At 38.0% G+C, this 18359-nt stretch carries 14 protein-coding genes and 1 pseudogene; 6 read left to right on the forward strand and 9 right to left on the reverse strand.

What is annotated here, in order from left to right:
- Positions 1-130 precede the first annotated feature (130 nt).
- The gene (locus DS885_RS06895) at positions 131-2932 is read right to left on the reverse strand and encodes a bifunctional aconitate hydratase 2/2-methylisocitrate dehydratase (protein WP_113818700.1); all 2802 of its coding nucleotides are present in this window, start codon (positions 2930-2932) and stop codon (positions 131-133) included.
- A 443-nt stretch (positions 2933-3375) separates the two neighbouring features.
- On the opposite strand from DS885_RS06895, the gene DS885_RS06900 reads away from it, so the two are divergent.
- The gene (locus DS885_RS06900) at positions 3376-3849 is read left to right on the forward strand and encodes a peptide-methionine (S)-S-oxide reductase (RefSeq protein WP_113818701.1); all 474 of its coding nucleotides are present in this window, start codon (positions 3376-3378) and stop codon (positions 3847-3849) included.
- A gap of 57 nt (positions 3850-3906) precedes the next feature.
- Here the strand turns inward: DS885_RS06900 and DS885_RS06905 are convergent, their stop codons facing one another.
- A complete protein-coding gene (locus tag DS885_RS06905) occupies positions 3907-4515 on the reverse strand; it encodes a LysE family translocator (protein ID WP_113818702.1) in 609 nt (202 codons plus the stop codon).
- Positions 4516-4952: 437 nt separating this feature from the next.
- Between DS885_RS06905 and DS885_RS06915 the strand changes: the two genes are divergently transcribed.
- From DS885_RS06915 to DS885_RS06925, 3 genes are all read left to right on the forward strand, one after another.
- On the forward strand, positions 4953-6380 hold the full coding sequence (locus DS885_RS06915; protein ID WP_113818704.1) for an aminotransferase-like domain-containing protein: 1428 nt from the start codon (positions 4953-4955) through the stop codon (positions 6378-6380).
- Between the two features lie 75 nt (positions 6381-6455).
- The gene (locus DS885_RS06920) at positions 6456-7256 is read left to right on the forward strand and encodes a phytanoyl-CoA dioxygenase family protein (RefSeq protein WP_113818705.1); all 801 of its coding nucleotides are present in this window, start codon (positions 6456-6458) and stop codon (positions 7254-7256) included.
- Between the two features lie 178 nt (positions 7257-7434).
- On the forward strand, positions 7435-8394 hold the full coding sequence (locus tag DS885_RS06925) for an SMP-30/gluconolactonase/LRE family protein (protein WP_181817717.1): 960 nt from the start codon (positions 7435-7437) through the stop codon (positions 8392-8394).
- Between the two features lie 58 nt (positions 8395-8452).
- Here the strand turns inward: DS885_RS06925 and DS885_RS06930 are convergent, their stop codons facing one another.
- From DS885_RS06930 to DS885_RS06950, 5 genes are all read right to left on the reverse strand, one after another.
- The gene (locus DS885_RS06930) at positions 8453-9724 is read right to left on the reverse strand and encodes an O-acetylhomoserine aminocarboxypropyltransferase/cysteine synthase family protein (RefSeq protein ID WP_113818707.1); all 1272 of its coding nucleotides are present in this window, start codon (positions 9722-9724) and stop codon (positions 8453-8455) included.
- Between the two features lie 331 nt (positions 9725-10055).
- Positions 10056-10685, reverse strand: coding sequence for a methyltransferase family protein (locus DS885_RS06935; RefSeq protein ID WP_113818708.1), 630 nt, complete (start codon positions 10683-10685; stop codon positions 10056-10058).
- A gap of 120 nt (positions 10686-10805) precedes the next feature.
- The gene (locus DS885_RS06940) at positions 10806-11465 is read right to left on the reverse strand and encodes an NADPH-dependent FMN reductase (RefSeq protein ID WP_113818709.1); all 660 of its coding nucleotides are present in this window, start codon (positions 11463-11465) and stop codon (positions 10806-10808) included.
- Positions 11466-11526: 61 nt separating this feature from the next.
- Positions 11527-12336 carry a Cof-type HAD-IIB family hydrolase gene (locus DS885_RS06945; RefSeq protein WP_113818710.1) on the reverse strand — a complete coding sequence of 270 codons (810 nt, stop codon included), beginning with the start codon at positions 12334-12336 and terminating at the stop codon, positions 11527-11529.
- 52 nt (positions 12337-12388) lie between these two features.
- The gene (locus tag DS885_RS06950; RefSeq protein WP_113818711.1) at positions 12389-14299 is read right to left on the reverse strand and encodes a RecQ family ATP-dependent DNA helicase; all 1911 of its coding nucleotides are present in this window, start codon (positions 14297-14299) and stop codon (positions 12389-12391) included.
- Between the two features lie 311 nt (positions 14300-14610).
- On the opposite strand from DS885_RS06950, the gene DS885_RS06955 reads away from it, so the two are divergent.
- A complete protein-coding gene (locus DS885_RS06955; protein WP_113818712.1) occupies positions 14611-15843 on the forward strand; it encodes a multidrug effflux MFS transporter in 1233 nt (410 codons plus the stop codon).
- On the opposite strand, the gene DS885_RS06960 is transcribed toward DS885_RS06955, so the two are convergent.
- Positions 15838-16173: a hypothetical protein gene (locus DS885_RS06960; RefSeq protein ID WP_113818713.1), complete on the reverse strand. Its 336-nt coding sequence runs from the start codon at positions 16171-16173 to the stop codon at positions 15838-15840. The two genes, DS885_RS06955 and DS885_RS06960, sit on opposite strands and share 6 nt — an antisense overlap.
- Positions 16174-16387: 214 nt before the next feature.
- Between DS885_RS06960 and DS885_RS06965 the strand changes: the two are divergent.
- Positions 16388-17038: pseudogene (locus tag DS885_RS06965) on the forward strand (M20/M25/M40 family metallo-hydrolase); the annotation flags it as partial.
- 85 nt (positions 17039-17123) lie between these two features.
- Here DS885_RS06965 and DS885_RS06970 read toward each other — a convergent pair.
- A complete protein-coding gene (locus DS885_RS06970) occupies positions 17124-18032 on the reverse strand; it encodes a DMT family transporter (RefSeq protein ID WP_113818715.1) in 909 nt (302 codons plus the stop codon).
- Positions 18033-18359 lie beyond the last annotated feature (327 nt).

Consider the following 18359-nt stretch of genomic DNA (forward strand, 5'->3'; position numbering starts at 1 on the left):
CTTACTATGATTGGTATAAAGACTTCTTTTAATTTTTACTTTCCTGCTATTTATACTTTTTTACTAACAAAAAAGAGCTGCCCTTTTCAGGCGCAGCTCTTTTAAAATTAATAACTGAGTAGTGTGTTATTTAAACGTTACTTACCGGAATAAACTCAACTGGCTCACTAGTCATTTCATCTAATGGTGGAGCAAAGTCAGTTAGCTTGATGCCTTTCACTGCATTTTTGTACTCTTCCATTGTTGGTGTACGACCTAGAATTGTTGAAAGAACTACCACAGGTGTTGATGATAATAGTGACTCACCTTTTTTACCTTCAGTATCTTCTACAACACGACCTTGGAATAAACGCGTTGATGTCGCCATTACCGTGTCACCTTTTTCAGCTTTCTCTTGGTTACCCATACATAGGTTACAACCAGGACGTTCTAAATACATGATGTTTTCATATTTAGTACGAGCAGCTTCTTTAGGTGTGTCATCGTTAAACTCAAAACCTGCGTATTTTTTCAACAGTTCCCAATCACCTTCCGCTTTTAACTCATCAACAATGTTGTATGTTGGTGGCGCAATAACTAGCGGTGCTTTAAATTGGATTTGACCGTTTTGGTCTTCAAGGTTTCTTAACATTTGCGAGATGATTTTCATATCGCCTTTATGAACCATGCAAGAACCAACAAATCCTAAATCAACCTGTTTCTCACCTTTGTAGTAAGAGATTGGGCGAATAGTATCGTGGGTGTAACGCTTAGAAACATCTTCATTATTAACATCAGGGTCAGCAATCATTGGCTCAACAACTTGGTCAAGGTCAACCACTAACTCAGCAAAGTATTTTGCATTGTTATCTGGAGATAAAGCAGGCTTATCACCAGATTTGATCTCACTGATACGTTTATCAGCAATCGCAATCAGACCTTTCAGTGTTTGTGCTTCGTTATCCATACCTTTATCAATCATGATTTGAATACGGCTTTTCGAAATTTCTAGCGACTCTATTAGTGTCTCATTTTGAGAGATACAGATAGACGCTTTTGCTTTCATTTCCGCAGTCCAATCGGTAAAGGTAAATGCTTGGTCAGATAATAAGGTACCGATATGTACTTCAATTACACGGCCTTGGAAAACATTATCGCCAAACTGTTTTAACATTTGTGCTTGTGTTGCATGTACTACATCACGAAAATCCATGTGGTCTTTTAAATCACCTTTAAAGGTTACTTTAACTGACTCAGGAATTGGCATTGTTGCCTCACCCGTTGCTAATGCTAGACCAACAGTACCTGAATCGGCACCAAATGCGACACCTTTAGACATACGCGTATGTGAGTCACCACCGATGATGATAGCCCAGTCATCTACTGTAATATCATTCAATACTTTATGAATAACGTCAGTCATTGGGCGATAAACACCTTTTGGATCACGCGCTGTAATCAAACCAAACTTGTTCATAAACTGCATTAGTTTAGGAATATTAGCTTGTGCTTTAGCATCCCAAACCGATGCCGTATGACAACCTGATTGGTAAGCACCATCAACAATTGGAGAGATAACTGTTGCAGCCATTGACTCTAGTTCTTGAGAAGTCATTAGACCCGTTGTATCTTGCGAACCAACGATATTAACTTGAACACGTACATCAGAACCCGCATGAAGTGCTGCTTCAGACATTACACCTACTGCGTTTTTGTTGAAGATTTTTTCAACGGCTGTTAAGCCTTGACCTTCATGTGCAATCTCTTTTGATGGTGCATAGACTAGCTCTAGTGGAACACCTAATGTTTCTGCAGCAAATGTTTGTAGTTTTTTACCAAATACAATCGCGTAAGAACCACCTGCTTTCATGAACTCAACTGCTTGTGGAGAAAATGCAGAAGAAACATCAGCTAACTCTTTATCGCCGTTATATAGTTTTTTCTCTTTAGTATTAATGGTTAATACTGTACCCGTTTCAACAGAGTATTTTTGCTCTAGTACTGGATCACCATTGTCATTTAAAACAGTTTTACCATCTGTATCTACTTTCTTAACCCAGTTTTTAAGGTCTAAACCAATACCGCCAGTTACACCAACGGTTGTTAAGAAGATAGGTGAAATACCATTAGTACCAGCAACAACAGGTGCAAAGTTAACAAATGGGATATAAGGACTTGCTTGTTCACCAGCCCAAAGTGCAACGTTATTTACACCTGACATACGAGATGAACCTACACCCATAGTACCTTTCTCAGCGATTAACATCACTTTTTTGCCAGGGTACTGTTTTTGCAACGCTTGAATTTCATCTTGCGCTTCTGGAGAAATCATACATTTACCGTGTAGTTCACGGTCAGAGCGAGAGTGAGCTTGGTTACCTGGAGATAGTAAATCCGTAGAGATATCACCCTCTGCAGCAATATAAGTCACAACATCGATAGTTTCTGGAATGTCAGGTAATTTAGTAAAGAAGTCTGCGCGAGCATAACTTTCAAGAATATCTTTAGCGATTTCATTACCTTCTTTAAAGGCAACTTCAAGACGTTCAGTATCCGCTTCATATAAGAAGACTTGTGTTTTTAATACTTCTGCAGCTGGTTTAGCAACAGATGCATCATCAGATAAAGCTAAATCTAATAATACTTCAACTGATGGACCACCTTTCATGTGAGAAAGCAGTTCAAAAGCAAATTCAGGCGTGATTTCAGCAACCACTGATTTACCTAGGATAATGTCTTTTAAAAATTGAGATTTAACACCCGCAGCACTGGTTGTGCCAGGCAATGTGTTATAGATGAAGAAGTGTAGAGAGTCTTTGTGATGTTCGTTACCAGTATCTTTGATTTGCTCGATGATTTCAGCTAATAGCTCACCTTTATCAATTGGTAATGGATGTAATCCTTGAACTTTACGGTCTTCTATTTCATTTAAGTAATCTAAATACAGGCTCATTTATACCTCTAATAATAACAATAATTTAACATACGTAACATTATATACTATAAACATAAAAAATAGATAGCAACTCAACTCGCAGATAAAACGATATAATTCAATAAAATGAGACTAAAACAACCCCATATGATTATCATTATCAGTAGCGAACTGAAATTTAACAAAATTGTTCACAATTCATGCAGTATTTTACATTTATTGGATTAAGCACTAAAACATTCAATTTGCTCTATTTTATTAATAACCATTAGTTATGCATGGATAATCTCTCTTTATACTACGCTTTTCAATAGAAATAATTCGCGTTGGTCAATACAAGATACAAATAACCGCTATTAGTAAAAATTGTCAGTGTCGAGTCTTTAAAAACGAATAGTAAATTTACCGTGATTTATTTAGACTTCTTACTACAAGGTAACCAATGAACAATAGGATATACAGTGCAAGAGATTTATCTAGCTGGCGGATGCTTATGGGGAGTGCAAGAATACCTAAGACACCTACCCGGGGTGATTTTTACTGAAGTAGGTCGAGCCAATGGCACAACGCAGACATTGGATGGCGATTATGATGGTTATACCGAATGTGTGAAAACCCATTTTGACCCAAGCATTATTTCATTAGACATGCTAATTACTCGTTACTTTGAGATCATCGATCCTTATAGTATCAACAAACAAGGTATCGATGAAGGCGAAAAGTATCGAACAGGTATTTACTCTAAACAAGCAGAACACCTAGTTATTGCCAAACAGTTTATTAACAGCCGTGAAGATAGTGTTAAAATAGCCGTAGAAATATTACCTTTAAGTAATTACATTAAAAGTGCTGAGGAACATCAAGATAGATTACAACACTATCCGGATGATTATTGTCATATCCCACCAGCAACTTTACATAAATATAAACAATAGCCATTACACCTATTTAATGTCATTTAAATGAAGAGGTTGTAAACAACCTCTCGTTTGCTAATTTAATATAAAAAATAATGTACCTACCGTCATTGCCCCCATGGTGTAATTAAAACGCTGTTTACGTTTAGTAGTAGTTAACCATTGTGCGATACCAACCCCTAAGTAAGCCCAAAGGCTAATAGCCACAAAGCCATTTACTGCAAAACACAACATGATCCATAAACCAGAAACAAAGTACTGATCACCTGTTAAAGTAAAGGTGCTGATACTGCCTATACCCATTGCCCAAGCTTTAGGGTTTACAAATTGAAAACCAGCCGCGCCTATAAATGACATAGGTTTATTTTTTTCTGATTTCGTGCCTATTGCAGCACCTTCTGTAGAAGCAGTAGTTATTTTCCACGCTAACCAAAACAGATACACACTGCCTAATACTTTTAAAATGTCGTAGAAGGAAGGAAAGCTCTCAAGTACCGCACCTAATCCTAGCAAGATAGACGTTAACAAACATGCTATCCCAACAATAATGCCAAACACATGGGGTAAGGTTTTTTGATAACCAAACTGCGCCCCCGAGGCTAACAACATAATATTATTTGGCCCTGGCGTTACAGACATTACAAAAGCAAACAATGAAATAGCTAATAATGAAGAGATATCCATATTACAACCTCCCAGTGATAAACAGAAATAGTGTGTTAACCCCTTTGCAAACAATATGTTTAATACTGTTTTTACTCAACTCTTTATCAATTTGATAATGTGATTTACCAATATCTTTGATCACAGACCGTGGTAGATGGTTTAATTGCTGTCGTGTTTGATACTGCCTACAAAATATTAATAACCTACTTAAATACTGCATCGCGCCTCCTGATACTTATCATCTCATTTATTAATTCAACTTTTTGAATACCTAATGATTGTAAATAACTAGAAAACTCAATACAGATGCAAAAAATGTTATTTTATCAATACAGCTCAATAAAAATGCACTCTGTATGCTTAAAAGTTGTCGCTTCTGTATGGTTAAGTTATACGCTTTTAATCTAGTATACAGTCACTAAGGCAAAATAGACTTGCTTTCAAGGAGGTAAACAATGGAGACGGCACTCAAGCTATACGAAAAAATTGCCAATACATTACGTGAAAATATACAGACAGGGTTATTTGTAGAAGGAGACAAGTTACCTTCCATTCGTCAGTTAGTGACAGAGTTTGAAGTGAGTATTTCCACTGTACAACAGTCCTACCATCAATTAGAGATGGAAGGCTTGATAGAGGCACGCCCTAAATCAGGCTACTTCGTTGCACATAAAATGGAATCACCGAGCTTACCTTTTACCTCAAGACCCGCACAGCGCCCTATTGAAGTATCGCAATGGCAAGATGTTTTAGAAGTACTGTTAGCGAAAGAGGATAAAAAGAAAGTACAACTTCAACATGCAATGCCCAATATGAAAGTTCCTAGCCTATCACCATTACTCAAGAAAATGTCCTGGTTAATGCGCCAACAAGCAGAATTAAGTTTGCCCTACTGCGATATAAAAGGAACATTAGCATTACGAGAACAGATAGTAGAACTTGCAACTTATTCTGGGTGTGTACTTCATCCCGATGATTTAGTGATCACATCAGGTTGCCAAGAAGCCCTATCTGTTTGTTTACGTGCGGTGACAGAACCATCAGATATTGTTGCCGTTGAATCACCTAGTTTTTACGGATCAATGCAGGCCATTAAAGCAGCAAATTTAAAAGCCATTGAAATACCAACTAATTCTGAAAACGGTTTGAGCTTAGAAGCATTAGAATTAGCCCTAGAGCAATGGCCGATTAAAGCCATATTAGTCACTCCTACGGTTAATAACCCAATGGGCTATAGCATGTCCGTCGCTGACAAAAAGCGCCTTTATCAACTGGCGCAGAGTTATGATATTAGTATTATTGAAGATGATATCTATGGTGATATCAGTTACCAATCACCACGCCCTAAAACCATTAAATCTTTTGATGAAGATGGCCGCGTATTATTATGTAGCTCTTTTTCTAAAAGTGTCGCTCCTGGCATACGAGTTGGTTGGATTGCCCCAGGCCGTTATCGCGACAAAGTGACTCACATTAAATATGTAAGTAGCTCCATGTGCCCTACCTTACCGCAGTTAGCGATAGCCGACTTTATTCAATCTGGCGGTTATGCACGCCATACACGTAAAGTTCGATTGTTATATAAACAAGGTCGAGATCATTTAATTCAATGCATTAAACAGCATTTCCCAGCAGACACCCGAATTAGCTTTCCTCAAGGTGGTTATATACTTTGGGTTGAGCTCGATAAACGCTACGACACAGTTAAAGTATATGCTCAAAGTAAAACAAGCAACGTCAGTATCGCACCAGGCACACTCTTTTCTGCAACAGGAAAATTTAGGCATTGTATGCGCCTTAACTTTAGTGAAAAAACAGCATCTGAAAGAGAGCAAGGTATTATTGAATTAGCGAGTTTGATTAAACAGCAAGATAATGATTAAGCTTTATTGTTGATTCCGCTATTATTCGCGCTCAACTATTCCCGCTCAACATAGACTTAAGGTGTACGCAGTAATATGAACGGTACGTTAAATGATTTAAAAGTAACTTATGACCAACAGGGTTACTTTGTATTAAAAGATTATTTCAACGCAGATGAGCTAATCCAATTAAAGCAAGCTGTATTACTGTTTCATGAGAACTGGCAAAAAGATAATCTCTATTTCTATCAAAGGGAAGCATTTAACTCATCTTTAATTACCGGCACACAATATCTAGCAAACACTGAGCGATTACAGCTGTTTAATTTTATCAGCTCGCCTAAAATGAGCCAGATAATCGAAGCGATTATTCCTCATAAACCTGCCTTTATGAATACTCAACTGTTTTTTAATCCATGTACTAAAGAGCAGGAGAATTTTTGGCATCGCGATTGCCAATACGATCATGATCTTGCGGGGCAACAACAAGCCATTAAAGAAACGCAGGTAGTGCATTTTCGTGTTCCATTGTTTGATGAACCCGGTATGGAGTTAGTACCAGGATCACATACTCGTTGGGATACCCAAGAAGAGTTGGATGTACGCTTAGCAAGAAAACGCAAGTTCAGCAGTGATGAACTCTCAACAGGTAAAAAAATTCCATTGAACGTGGGTGATTTATTAGTGTTTTCCGCAGATATGATCCACCGCGGCTTATATGGTCAAGATAGATTAGCCTTCGACACCTTGGTTTTTGACTCTTCCGGCGACTTTGTTGATTATGTTGATGATGACTGTTTACCTAGCCAACAGATGCTTAAGCAAATTAACAACCCCACTATTTTTGAGAATTCACTTTATTTGAAGTCATTAAATTATCATGAGCATACTTGCTAATGGGTTAACAAACAATGCAAACTCTTTGTGAACTCTTAACAGTAAACTAGGTCTGTAAATTAAAGGGATTGAATCGTTTACGGTTAAGACAAACGTCGCTATCTACTCACTTATATGATACAAAATCCCAATAAACTTTTTATAAAATAATCATAGATAAATGATAAAGGAATTAATCATGTCGATTGTTAGCCCTATAAAATGGATCACCTTAAGTTTATTAACCTTGAGCATTACATTAACTGCTTCGCAGGCACAACAAAGCACCCAAACACAAGCCAATGAAAACCCATTACAGAACATCGGAGAAGTGAAAGTAGTGGCCAGTGGGTTTATCTCTACAGAAGGCCCTGTTTGGCATAAAAAATCTAACTCGTTGATCTTCAGTGATATTCCTGGTGACACCATTTATGCGTTAGAAACTTCAACAAACACTTTGTCGGTTTTACGCAACCCCAGTAATGCCTCAAACGGTCTAGCATTAGATAACCAAGGTTTTTTACTCGCAGCAGAACAAAAAACTAGAATCATATCGCGTATGGATCTTAGTAGTTCAGAGGTCGTGCCTTTTATTAGCCGCTTTGAAGTTGATGCAGCCTCTAAAAAGTTTAACTCGCCCAATGATATTGCAGTATTTAAAGACGGTAGCGTGTTCTTTACTGATCCACCATTTGGATTAAGAGGAAAAACCTCTGACTTAGGTTTCAATGGAATTTATGTTCGCTACCCAAGTGGAAAAATTAACTTAATCAAAAAAATGCCCTTAGACGTGAAACCCAATGGCATCATTTTTAATGCACAACAAAACATCTTATATGTGGCAATTTCAGATGATAAATCTGGGCCAATTTTAGCTTATGACGTTGATTCAAAGGGAATGCTACTTAATGAGCGTGAATTTGTTTATGCACAAAATGCCGATGGGATGAGCATTGATAAAAAAGGTAATTTATATGTTGCGACTCGTACTGGGATTGAAGTGTTTTCAGCAACAGGACAGCGCTGGGGGAAAATAACCTTGCCCAATACAATACGCACCACCAACTGTGCTTTAGGTGGTAAAGAGATGAATACCTTGTACATCACTAATCGTAGCGGTGATTTATACGCGGTGACATTACCTGCCTTGACAGAATAACCAAAGCGCCAATTAACCACATTTCAAGTCGGCAATTGGCGCTGCTTATTTACTGTGCTTATGCTTTATCTAACGCTTGGCTAACGTCTGCGATAATATCTTCAATACTCTCAATCCCCACTGAAAGACGAATTAAATCTCTGCTAACACCAGCACTGGCTAACTCTTGATCATTTAATTGGCGGTGTGTAGTAGATGCTGGGTGACAAGCTAATGATTTAGCATCACCAATATTCACTAAACGTAATACCATGTTTAATGCATCAATAAATCGCGTGCCCGCTTCAAGTCCACCAGCAATCCCAAAGCTTAAAATACCAGATGCTTTACCTGAAGTGATCTCTTGGCAAGTTTCGAAGTAAGGGCTTGATGTTAAGCCTGCATAATTAACCCAGGATACTTTTGGGTGCTGCTCTAAATACTCTGCTAATTTTAATGCATTTTCACAATGACGCTCCATTCTTAACCCTAATGTTTCTAAGCCAATAAGAATGTCAGAGGCATTTTTAGGCGCTAATGCAGCACCTGTATTTCGTAATGGGACAACACGACAACGGCCAATATAAGCAGCTTCAGCAAAAGCTTCAGTGTAAACAACATTATGGTAAGAAGGATCAGGTTCATTGAGCATTGCAAAACGTGTTGCATTTGCTTTCCAATCAAACTTACCTGAGTCAACAATCATGCCACCAATTGCTGTGCCATGACCATTAATATATTTAGTTAATGAGTGCACAACTATATCTGCACCTAGCTCAAATGGACGACATAAATAAGGGGTTGCCACTGTATTATCAACAATTAACGGGACACCTTTGTTATGTGCGATTTCAGCCAGTTTTTTAATATCAACGATATTACCTGCAGGGTTACCAATAGACTCACAGAATACCGCGCGGGTTTGATCGTCAATCGCCGCTTCAAAAGCAGAAAAGTCATCGGCTTTAATCATACGCGCCTCTACGCCTTGTCGCGGCAGAGTATGAGCAAAGAAATTATAAGTGCCTCCATACACCTGACTAGTGCTAACAATATTAGTCCCTATTTCACACAAGCATTGAATAGCATAAGTGATTGCTGCCATACCAGAAGCCACTGCTAAAGCACCTACCCCACCTTCCATCGCAGCAATACGTTGTTCAAGGACTGCATTGGTTGGATTCATAATACGTGTATAGATGTTGCCTGGAACTTTTAGGTCAAACAGATCTGCGCCATGTTGGGTATCATCAAAGGTATATGAAGAGGTATGGTAAATAGGCACTGCAGCGGACTTAGTCGTTGCTTCAGACTCATAACCATGGTGTAAAGCTAATGATTCTAGTTTCATATCAATTCCTAATGTGGTTGTTATACCAATCAAACTAATTAATTGCTCTATTTTACTTGTTAAAATAACTTATTTCTTCGTTGTAAATATCGTAAAGGGAACAGCTATTAAAGAATGAACGAAGTTAATCATCAATAGGCTCAATTTACGCCTTAAGCTAAGTCATTTTTCCTACGCAAAATTTAGATCACTTATTTAATATAATTGGTATTATAAAGGGGTTAATTTGTCAGTTATGGCCTCTAAGTTATCACCAATTCCCATCAGTAACCAAATCAAAACTATGAGCTAGCTTGCATAAACAAATGATTTTTATCTGCAAAAGCACACACTATAACCATTTAGAGACTTGTGCTTGATAAGTAGGATATTCAGTTGGAAATATGGATGTTAAATGTGTTTCTTCAGCAACACTTTGACGGTATAAAGCGACCACACCGATAACTAAACAAACAAATGAAAATAATGAAGGCAAGGCAAAGAAAAAACCCAGTTGCGAAAGCATAATACTCACGAACATTGGATGTCGGGAATAACCATAAATACCCGTTGTTTTAAGGTGCATAGGGCCACTCGGATCAATACCTGTTCGCCAATCTTTACCTAAGGATAAATGGATAAAAATAGTAGAGACAAAACCTAGTGTTAATAACAGATCACCTAGAACAATCACCAATCCATTATTCAACCATGAAAAAAGACCTAAATAATTATCAAACTCTACAAATACTAAACGAGCCAAACAAACCAGCCAAATAGCTGCTCTAAACACTCTAAAAGTCATGTGGTTCCACCAAGTATTACAAAAGCGTTGCCCTGGAAAAACCACTGAGTTAGTTTCTGATTTTTTGTGCTTTATGATAATGCGAGCAGTATAGAATAAAGCCACAAAAGAATAAAAAACCGCGAGATAAACACGGGTAAAATCAACCACTTTTTGGTCAACATTAAAGAGTTCCATCACTTACTTCCCTTATGGTTTCTCGAATTTCTTATTGATATATGCATTATAAATAGAAGTACTTATAGAAAAAATCGATATTGCACTAACTGACAATACTATTTTATTTTAACACTCTTTTTATGGTGCATCTCTTTCTGTAGGTGAACGCTTAAAGGTTCGCCCCATACTTAAAGGATCAACTAGCTGACGTTGTTGATGAGTTGCTTCCGCCCACCATATAAGTTGATTAAAGGTTTGTGCAAAGTAATTAAACCAGGTGTTTTTATCTTGTGTTTCCTGCATCGAACCATCGTCCGTCAACACCTCTTGAGCTTTGGGCACATGGATCATTGATGAAACAGATAAACAACCTAATTCCGATAAGAAAGTACGCATACCAACGGCCGCACGCATACCACCCCATTGCCCTGCAGAATAGGTCACAATGGCACTGGGTTTATAGGAAAATAAAGAGCTACCAAAGTGGTTCAACAAATGACTTAACGCAGGGCTCATTGAATGGTTATATTCAGGACTGACCATGATATAACCATCACTCTGTTGAACCTTATTGGCTAAAGAATCTAAATCAGCAGGCACATGGCTTTTGGCATAGGAAAAATGCGGCTTGAACACGGTATCCATTGGGTAATCGATAACATCCACTAGTTCAAATTCATGGTCACTATAACGGCTTTGTAGGCAGGCCATACAAGACTTAGCAACCCGTTCACCTAACCTAGCCGGTCTAGGTGGTGTGCTATCGCGCACCGAGCCTAAAAATACTAAAAACTTCATTTATCCTCACTCACTATTGGCTAATAACAGCGATTAATGCTTTACCACAAGTCAATAAACCTTAAACGTCTAATACAAATTTTTGAATTGCTTTTGCCACACCACTTTCAGTATTAGATAATGTTATATAGTCAGCGATCTCTTTAATATCGTCAGTGGCATTGCCCATCGCCACTCCCATACCAGCATACTTGATCATATGGTAATCATTGCCAGCATCACCCACACACATCACTTGCTCAGCAGGAATTGAGAAGTAATCGGCTAGGGCTTTAACACCAATCCCTTTATTACTCTCTTTGTTCAAAAACTCTAAAAAGAAAGGTGCGCTTTTTAAAATAGTAAACTGCTCGTATAGTTCAGCAGGTAACTTCTCAATCGCCGCTGATAATTTTTCTGGTTGATCAATGATCATCACTTTTAGAATAGCGTCGTCATCGGCGAATTCATTAAAATCAAATAAGGTAATTAATTCACCATTAGTACGAGACTCTAAATCGGTATATTCATTATGTGCTGGTGTGACCAAACCTCGTTTAGCACAAAAGGCATGCACGTTTAGCCCCATCAAATCGGCTAATTTAGCAACTTGTTTGGCATCTTTACCGGTTAAAATTTGGCTACGAATAATCTCACCACTTTTTACCTGTTGCACGACAGAAGCATTAAAGCTTAATACATAATCATCATTGCTCGTCATGCCTAACTCTTCTAATGCCCCCCTCATACCACTCGTTGGACGTCCAGAAACTAATACAACACGCACACCTATAGCGCGAGCGGCATCGATAGCCGCTTTATTTTCAGTGGTAATTTTCTTGTCCGGTGTCATTAATGTGCCATCAATATCTAGGGCAATCAGTTTGTACATATAAATTCCTCTCGTATTAGGTAAAAATAGTCATTCATTAAAAGTCTCGCTGTTATGTATTATCAGCCCTTACCCATTCCAGCACATCTGCAAATCGATAGTTTTCGAACTGAGCAAAACCCGTTAATTGACGCACTTTTAAGCGGGTAAATATTGGCGTGGTTAATCCACAGAAAAACCGTGCTCTTAATATATAGCTATCGTGTTCACCTAACTTAGCTGCAATCGGCTGAGTTAGCTGTACTCGGTCATACTCCTGTAATGGTGGTAAATCCGGTACCGGTGGCATTACAGCAGGTTGCCCTGCACAGACAGAGCAATGACCACAATGAGTTTGTAAACGATGATCAGAAAAATAATAGGCTAATTGCCAATTTAAACAGGCATCACTCGCAAAAAAGTCTAACAGGTGATGGATACGTTGAATCTCACTCTGCTCTTTTTGTAAAAATCGATTGATTAACTGCTCACCTAACTCTCTTGTAATATTAGTTTTATCAACTTTATAAACCTGGGTCATCTGTTTTGTTTGCAGTTCAATGAGCCCTTGTTGATCAAGATAGTCTAAAGCGGTTAATACTCTACTTCGCTCACATTGTACCTTAGATTGTAACCGCTCTAAATTTAATGAATGCCAGGTACGTGCTTTATCCGATGTAGCTAAAATAGTTTGTACAAACTGAGCCCGTTCTCCGTGAAAACGCCCCACTAACTCCACCTCGGGCACTAATAGTTTATATTTGTATTCCGCGTAAAAGCTATAAGCAGGCTCGATCACACCTTCTAATTCGAGATAAACCAATAATGTTTTTAATGCTAATAAACGAATATTGGATTGAGTGGATAAACTGTTCATCACCACTTCCCATTGCGATACAGTTTTGTTTATCTCTGCAATAATAAACGCTACCGCACTGGCTTCTGGGGTATCTGCATGAACAAAGTTTTCTAATACATTAAGGTTATTTTTATTAGCTAATACTAGACACTCTGCTGTTTTACCATCACGTCCTGTACGCCCAATCTCCTGCGCATAGTTTTCAATCGACTTAGGTAAATCATAATGCACCACGAAGCGAATATCGCTTTTATCAATGCCCATTCCAAAGGCAATAGTAGCGACAATTAACGGTAGCTGACCACTCATAAATTGCTGTTGAATGTGTTGCCTTTGTTCATTGCCTAACCCCGCATGATAAGCGGTTGCCTTTATACCAGCGTCACTTAACGCATTAGCGACTTGCTCAGCGGTTTTTTGCAAAGTAACGTAAATAACACCCGCCTGCCCTGATTTGTTATGTAACCAAGGTATTAATGAAGGCAATTTATTCTGCTCATCAACACCTAACACAGACAGATTTAAATTCGAACGGTAGGACCCCGTTAAAGTAATATGTTCAGGATTAATACGAAATTTATGGGCCATATCCTGGATCACTTTATCGGTGGCCGTCGCTGTCAGTAATAACACTTGTTTAATGGAGAACTGCTCTCTGTACGTAGCTAGTTTTAAGTAATCAGGTCTAAAGTTATGCCCCCACTCACTAATACAATGCGCTTCATCAACCACCATTAATGAGATAGGCACCTTCTGTAAAAACGTTCTGAAACGTTCACTGTTCAGACGTTCCACAGAGATAAACAAAATCTTTATCTGACCTTCACTAACGCGTTTATAAACGTCAGCAGCTTCTGCGGCAGTTTGCATCGACTGTATGCTCGCTGCTTGAATCCCTTTGCTTTGTAAAAAATCTAATTGATCTTGAATCAAGGCTAACAAAGGAGAAACAACTAAGGTTAAATGCGGTAAATGTAATGCGGGCAATTGATAACACAGGCTTTTGCCTGAGCCCGTAGGAAAAATAGCTGCAGCGCTATGCCCCTCTATCAAAGCTTGAATGACAGGCTCTTGTCCAAGTCTAAACTGATCGAAACCAAAATATTGCTGCAAAGTAGAATACATATATAAACCCGAAAACTAAGTGACCGAAAACTAAGTGAATAGTCATTTATATCATAGTTACCTAAGTTTTGTAGTTACCTGATTATTTTACATCAACAAAAAATGTTTAAACCTAATTTATTCAACCTGTTTGAATCAGATTTATCGCTCAGTTTAAGCTCCTAATTACGATGGAATATAAATATTATATTATTGAATTCACTTACTTTTAGGTTTAATTATTTGATAAATTTCTGATCTTTATACAACAAACCTTGCCTGCCATCTAAAAGCCCCTTATCATCCTCTGAAAATATAAATTAGAGGTCAAGATGACAACAGCACAGCCTAATAAAGTCAGTAAACGATTAATTATTACATTGTCATCTATCTATGCTATCTCCCCTTTTGCTATCGACAGTTACTTGCCGGCTATTCCATTAATCGCTAATGAGATGCAAGTGGATATTTCATTACTATCGGTAACAGTCAGTTTATATATTTTAGGATTAGCCATCGGCCAATTAATTGGCGGCCCCCTTTCAGACAAACATGGCCGTTTGCCAATCATGTTACTAGGCTTAAGTATCTTTGCATCGGCAAGCCTACTACTCACCACCAGCCATCATATTGGTTGGTTGTGGGGGTGGCGTTTAATGCAAGCCATTGGCGGTGGTATCGCCATTGTTGGCGTACCAGCTACGATTCGTGATAATGCCGATGGAAAAGAAGCGGCCAAGTTATTTGCCTTAGTCTCATTGATTATGATGATCGCCCCTTCTATTGCGCCAACCATAGGTAATTTAATTCTTTCATTACAGCCTTGGCACTGGATTTTCTACTTTACTGCTGGGTTCTCATGTGTGGCCATGTTAATGGCTAAAATGTTTGTTCCTCATCAATCTAAGAAGCAAAAAAAACTATTAGCAATCACCATTGAACGTAACAAAGGTATAAAGTTTATTGAAGTATTTAAACACAAGCAAGGCATAGGTTATATGATAGCTCAAGCTTTTGCCTTCGCGGTGATGATGAGCTTTGTAGCTAATTCAGCCATGATCTATTTATCTATTTATAACGTTAGCACCACCACTTTTACTCAGCTTTTTGCATTAAACATTGGTGGATTAATCTTCATTAACCGACTCAACACCCTACTATTAAATCGCTTTGAACCTTCAACATTAGCAAGGTGCTTTTTAACCATGCAATTTTCAGGTGGTATTTTATTAGTAGTGGCTAGTTGGTTTGCACCTGATAACTTAATCCTTACCGTAATAGGTTTTATGCTTATGATCAGTGCAAATGGAGGAATAATGGCAAACTGTAATGCGTGTTTCTTAAAGTATTTTGCTAAGAATGCAGGTACAGCTTCTGCGGTGTTAGGGGCTTTCCAATGTGCGATGGGCGCAATAGTAAGTGCTTTTGCAGCATTTATTAGTATGGGTTATTTACAACCCGTTGTATTGATCATGCTACTTTCTTCAACGGTGGCATTAACAGCGGTGATCCACAGTAATAAACAAGCGAGAATAGCCGAAGCTTTAGAGGCTGATAACCTATAATTTCATCAAGGTATCAGAACTATCTGTTAACCCTTTCAGCATACTAGTGAAATGCCCGTAATAAAGCTTTTCTCCCACCAAAGCCTCTAATGCTTCACGACTTGGCAAGTCATGCCAAAGTTCAGCGGCTTGCTTTACAGCTTCTTCACTTGTCCAAGTCAGTTGCCAACACACTTCATCTTCACGAGCAGTACTTTGCAAAATATCATAGGATGAAATCAACTGACCATGGCGGTTAATCTCTTGAAAGATTAATAGACTTACACGCATAACCTCAGGGATATTGTGTTTGGTGACTTTAAAAATAGCAACTTCAGCACATAAACTCATATTTTTTACTCTTATTGAACATCTTCAGGAGCACAGTCTTTCTAATTTTTTTTGATAAAGCAATTCCTGCAATAAGTTTTCGGAACAATTTTTCCCCTCAATCGGAACAGCATACTCAGCGTAGGCATTAAAATAAATATTCACTCAACGATAATGGTTAATTAACAACACAAATCACTGTTGAGTATTGCCACCATAAAACTTTACATCGAAAAACCCAAATATGCATGCTTGTGGTCATGCTAGCCATACTGCTATTGGTCTCGCTTTAACTAAGCAAATAGCAGAAAACCGAGAGCAACTATCAGGTGAATTTATTCTTGTATTTCAACCTTCTGAAGAAGGGCCTTCAGGAGGAGAAGTTTTTTCAAAATTCGATATTTTCAAACAACTTGATTATCTCGTTCCATTACATATTGGTATCATTGATATACGTAAAGTGGTATGCGGACTTGCGTTTCTTAGTTTACAAAGTTTACAAAGTTTACAAAGTTTAAAAGTATCCTTTAAAGGTAAAAATGCACATGCAGCTATTAGTCCTGAAAAAGGTAACAATGCCCTTTTGGCTGCTTGTATGGCGGTGACTAATCTGCATAGTATTTCTCAACATCGCGATGGTATTACACGAATCAATACTGGTAAATTTACTTCTGATAACCCTACCAATGATATTATTAAAGATGCCCCGTTCTTAATGAACCAAGTAAATAACAATAAAGGCTCTGCGAGTTATTTATGCCTTGGCTCATCTACTTTTGTTGTGCAGCATCATCCTGACTTTGACTTTGATGAAGACATGTTAATTTATGGTGTGGATATACGTTGGGAGTTTATTCAATGTGTGTTGTTAGAAAAATCTAATTAAACTCATCCTTACAATTACTTATTTATAAGGTATAAAGCTCAGCATGGCTCAGTTTTATACATTCAAATGCAATTTAATAAGGACGTTAATGCCTCGATGACTGTAATAACAAACAGACCATAATCAAAAACAATCCAAACCAACCTAATAATGAAATTGATTCCCCAACGATAAATACCGCAAATAAGGCGGCAACGGCAGGCTCAAAAAGGGTTAATAACGTGGCTTTACTAGCATGAATGGTTTTTAAGCCAAAACCAAAACATAGGTAACCGATAAACATGGGAATAATGGCAATATAAAACAGTACGATGGTATTGACTGACGAAATACTATGAGTATCAGTGTTTAACAAAAACACCGGCACTAACAATAAGCCACCTAACCCAAATATACTGCCAACAGCGGATTTAGAGCTCACGCCACGATTGATTAAGGCTTTAGCCGCCCATGAATATAATGCATAGGTGAAACCAGCAACCAAGCCTAATACAACACCTAGATATTTACTGCTTGCTTCAATCTCATTGCTCGACACACCTGTTTCTGAGGTCGCTAACAATGCAATACCAATAGCCCCAATCAACAAGCTAATTAACCAATAGCCATCAATATTATTTTCTTTGCTAAAAAGGCGCTCAATAATCGCAACAAAAAACGGCGCACTAGCAATTGAGACCACAGTCCCGATAGCTACACCAGATAACCGCATCGAACTATAAAAAGCTAATGGATAAATAGCTAATGCAATGGCGCCAATCAATAAAGTATAGCGAGACTCGCTCAGCTTTTTCATGTCTAAGCGAATATGTTTAGCGCCGTTAATAGCCAACAATAATCCACCAATCCCCATGGTGAAAGATCCAATGGCTAAAGGGCTAATAGTAGATGCGTAGGAAGCAGCTGTTCCTGTTGTGCCCCACAGTAATGAGGCAAATAAAATGGCAAATACGCCCTGTTTACTTGCCTTGGTACTCACGCTTAATTGGCTCAATGTTAACTTCCTTCTCTGATAGATTATACCAATTGTATTAAATAACTGATCTAAATTTTGCGCCGGAAAAATGGCTTAGTTTGAGGCGTAAGTTGATGTAAATGGTTGTTCCCTATACGAAACTTACAACGAAAAAATAAGTTGTTTTAACAAGTAAAATAGATCAGTTACTTACTATGATTGGTATTATGCCTTTATGTAAAGATGGTAGCCGTTATGTCATCAATATGACTATCATATAGCGAATATCATATACAAAAAAACTCACCGAAGTGAGCTTTTTATTTAATGCGACGAATATGTCGCATATTAAATGTTAATTAGGAT

The organism is Psychromonas sp. B3M02 (assembly GCF_003318165.1).
In the GTDB taxonomy this organism is placed as follows: Bacteria; Pseudomonadota; Gammaproteobacteria; order Enterobacterales; family Psychromonadaceae; genus Psychromonas.

What these genes read in the sequence shown, in the direction of transcription:
- DS885_RS06895 (WP_113818700.1), bottom strand. Translation starts at nt 2,932, where the DNA reads ATGAGCCTGTATTTAGATTACTTAAATGAAATAGAAGACCGTAAAGTT.
- DS885_RS06905 (WP_113818702.1), bottom strand. Translation starts at nt 4,515, where the DNA reads ATGGATATCTCTTCATTATTAGCTATTTCATTGTTTGCTTTTGTAATG.
- DS885_RS06915 (WP_113818704.1), top strand. Translation starts at nt 4,953, where the DNA reads ATGGAGACGGCACTCAAGCTATACGAAAAAATTGCCAATACATTACGT.
- DS885_RS06920 (WP_113818705.1), top strand. Translation starts at nt 6,456, where the DNA reads ATGAACGGTACGTTAAATGATTTAAAAGTAACTTATGACCAACAGGGT.
- DS885_RS06925 (WP_181817717.1), top strand. Translation starts at nt 7,435, where the DNA reads ATGTCGATTGTTAGCCCTATAAAATGGATCACCTTAAGTTTATTAACC.
- DS885_RS06930 (WP_113818707.1), bottom strand. Translation starts at nt 9,724, where the DNA reads ATGAAACTAGAATCATTAGCTTTACACCATGGTTATGAGTCTGAAGCA.
- DS885_RS06935 (WP_113818708.1), bottom strand. Translation starts at nt 10,685, where the DNA reads ATGGAACTCTTTAATGTTGACCAAAAAGTGGTTGATTTTACCCGTGTT.
- DS885_RS06940 (WP_113818709.1), bottom strand. Translation starts at nt 11,465, where the DNA reads ATGAAGTTTTTAGTATTTTTAGGCTCGGTGCGCGATAGCACACCACCT.
- DS885_RS06945 (WP_113818710.1), bottom strand. Translation starts at nt 12,336, where the DNA reads ATGTACAAACTGATTGCCCTAGATATTGATGGCACATTAATGACACCG.
- DS885_RS06950 (WP_113818711.1), bottom strand. Translation starts at nt 14,299, where the DNA reads ATGTATTCTACTTTGCAGCAATATTTTGGTTTCGATCAGTTTAGACTT.
- DS885_RS06955 (WP_113818712.1), top strand. Translation starts at nt 14,611, where the DNA reads ATGACAACAGCACAGCCTAATAAAGTCAGTAAACGATTAATTATTACA.
- DS885_RS06960 (WP_113818713.1), bottom strand. Translation starts at nt 16,173, where the DNA reads ATGAGTTTATGTGCTGAAGTTGCTATTTTTAAAGTCACCAAACACAAT.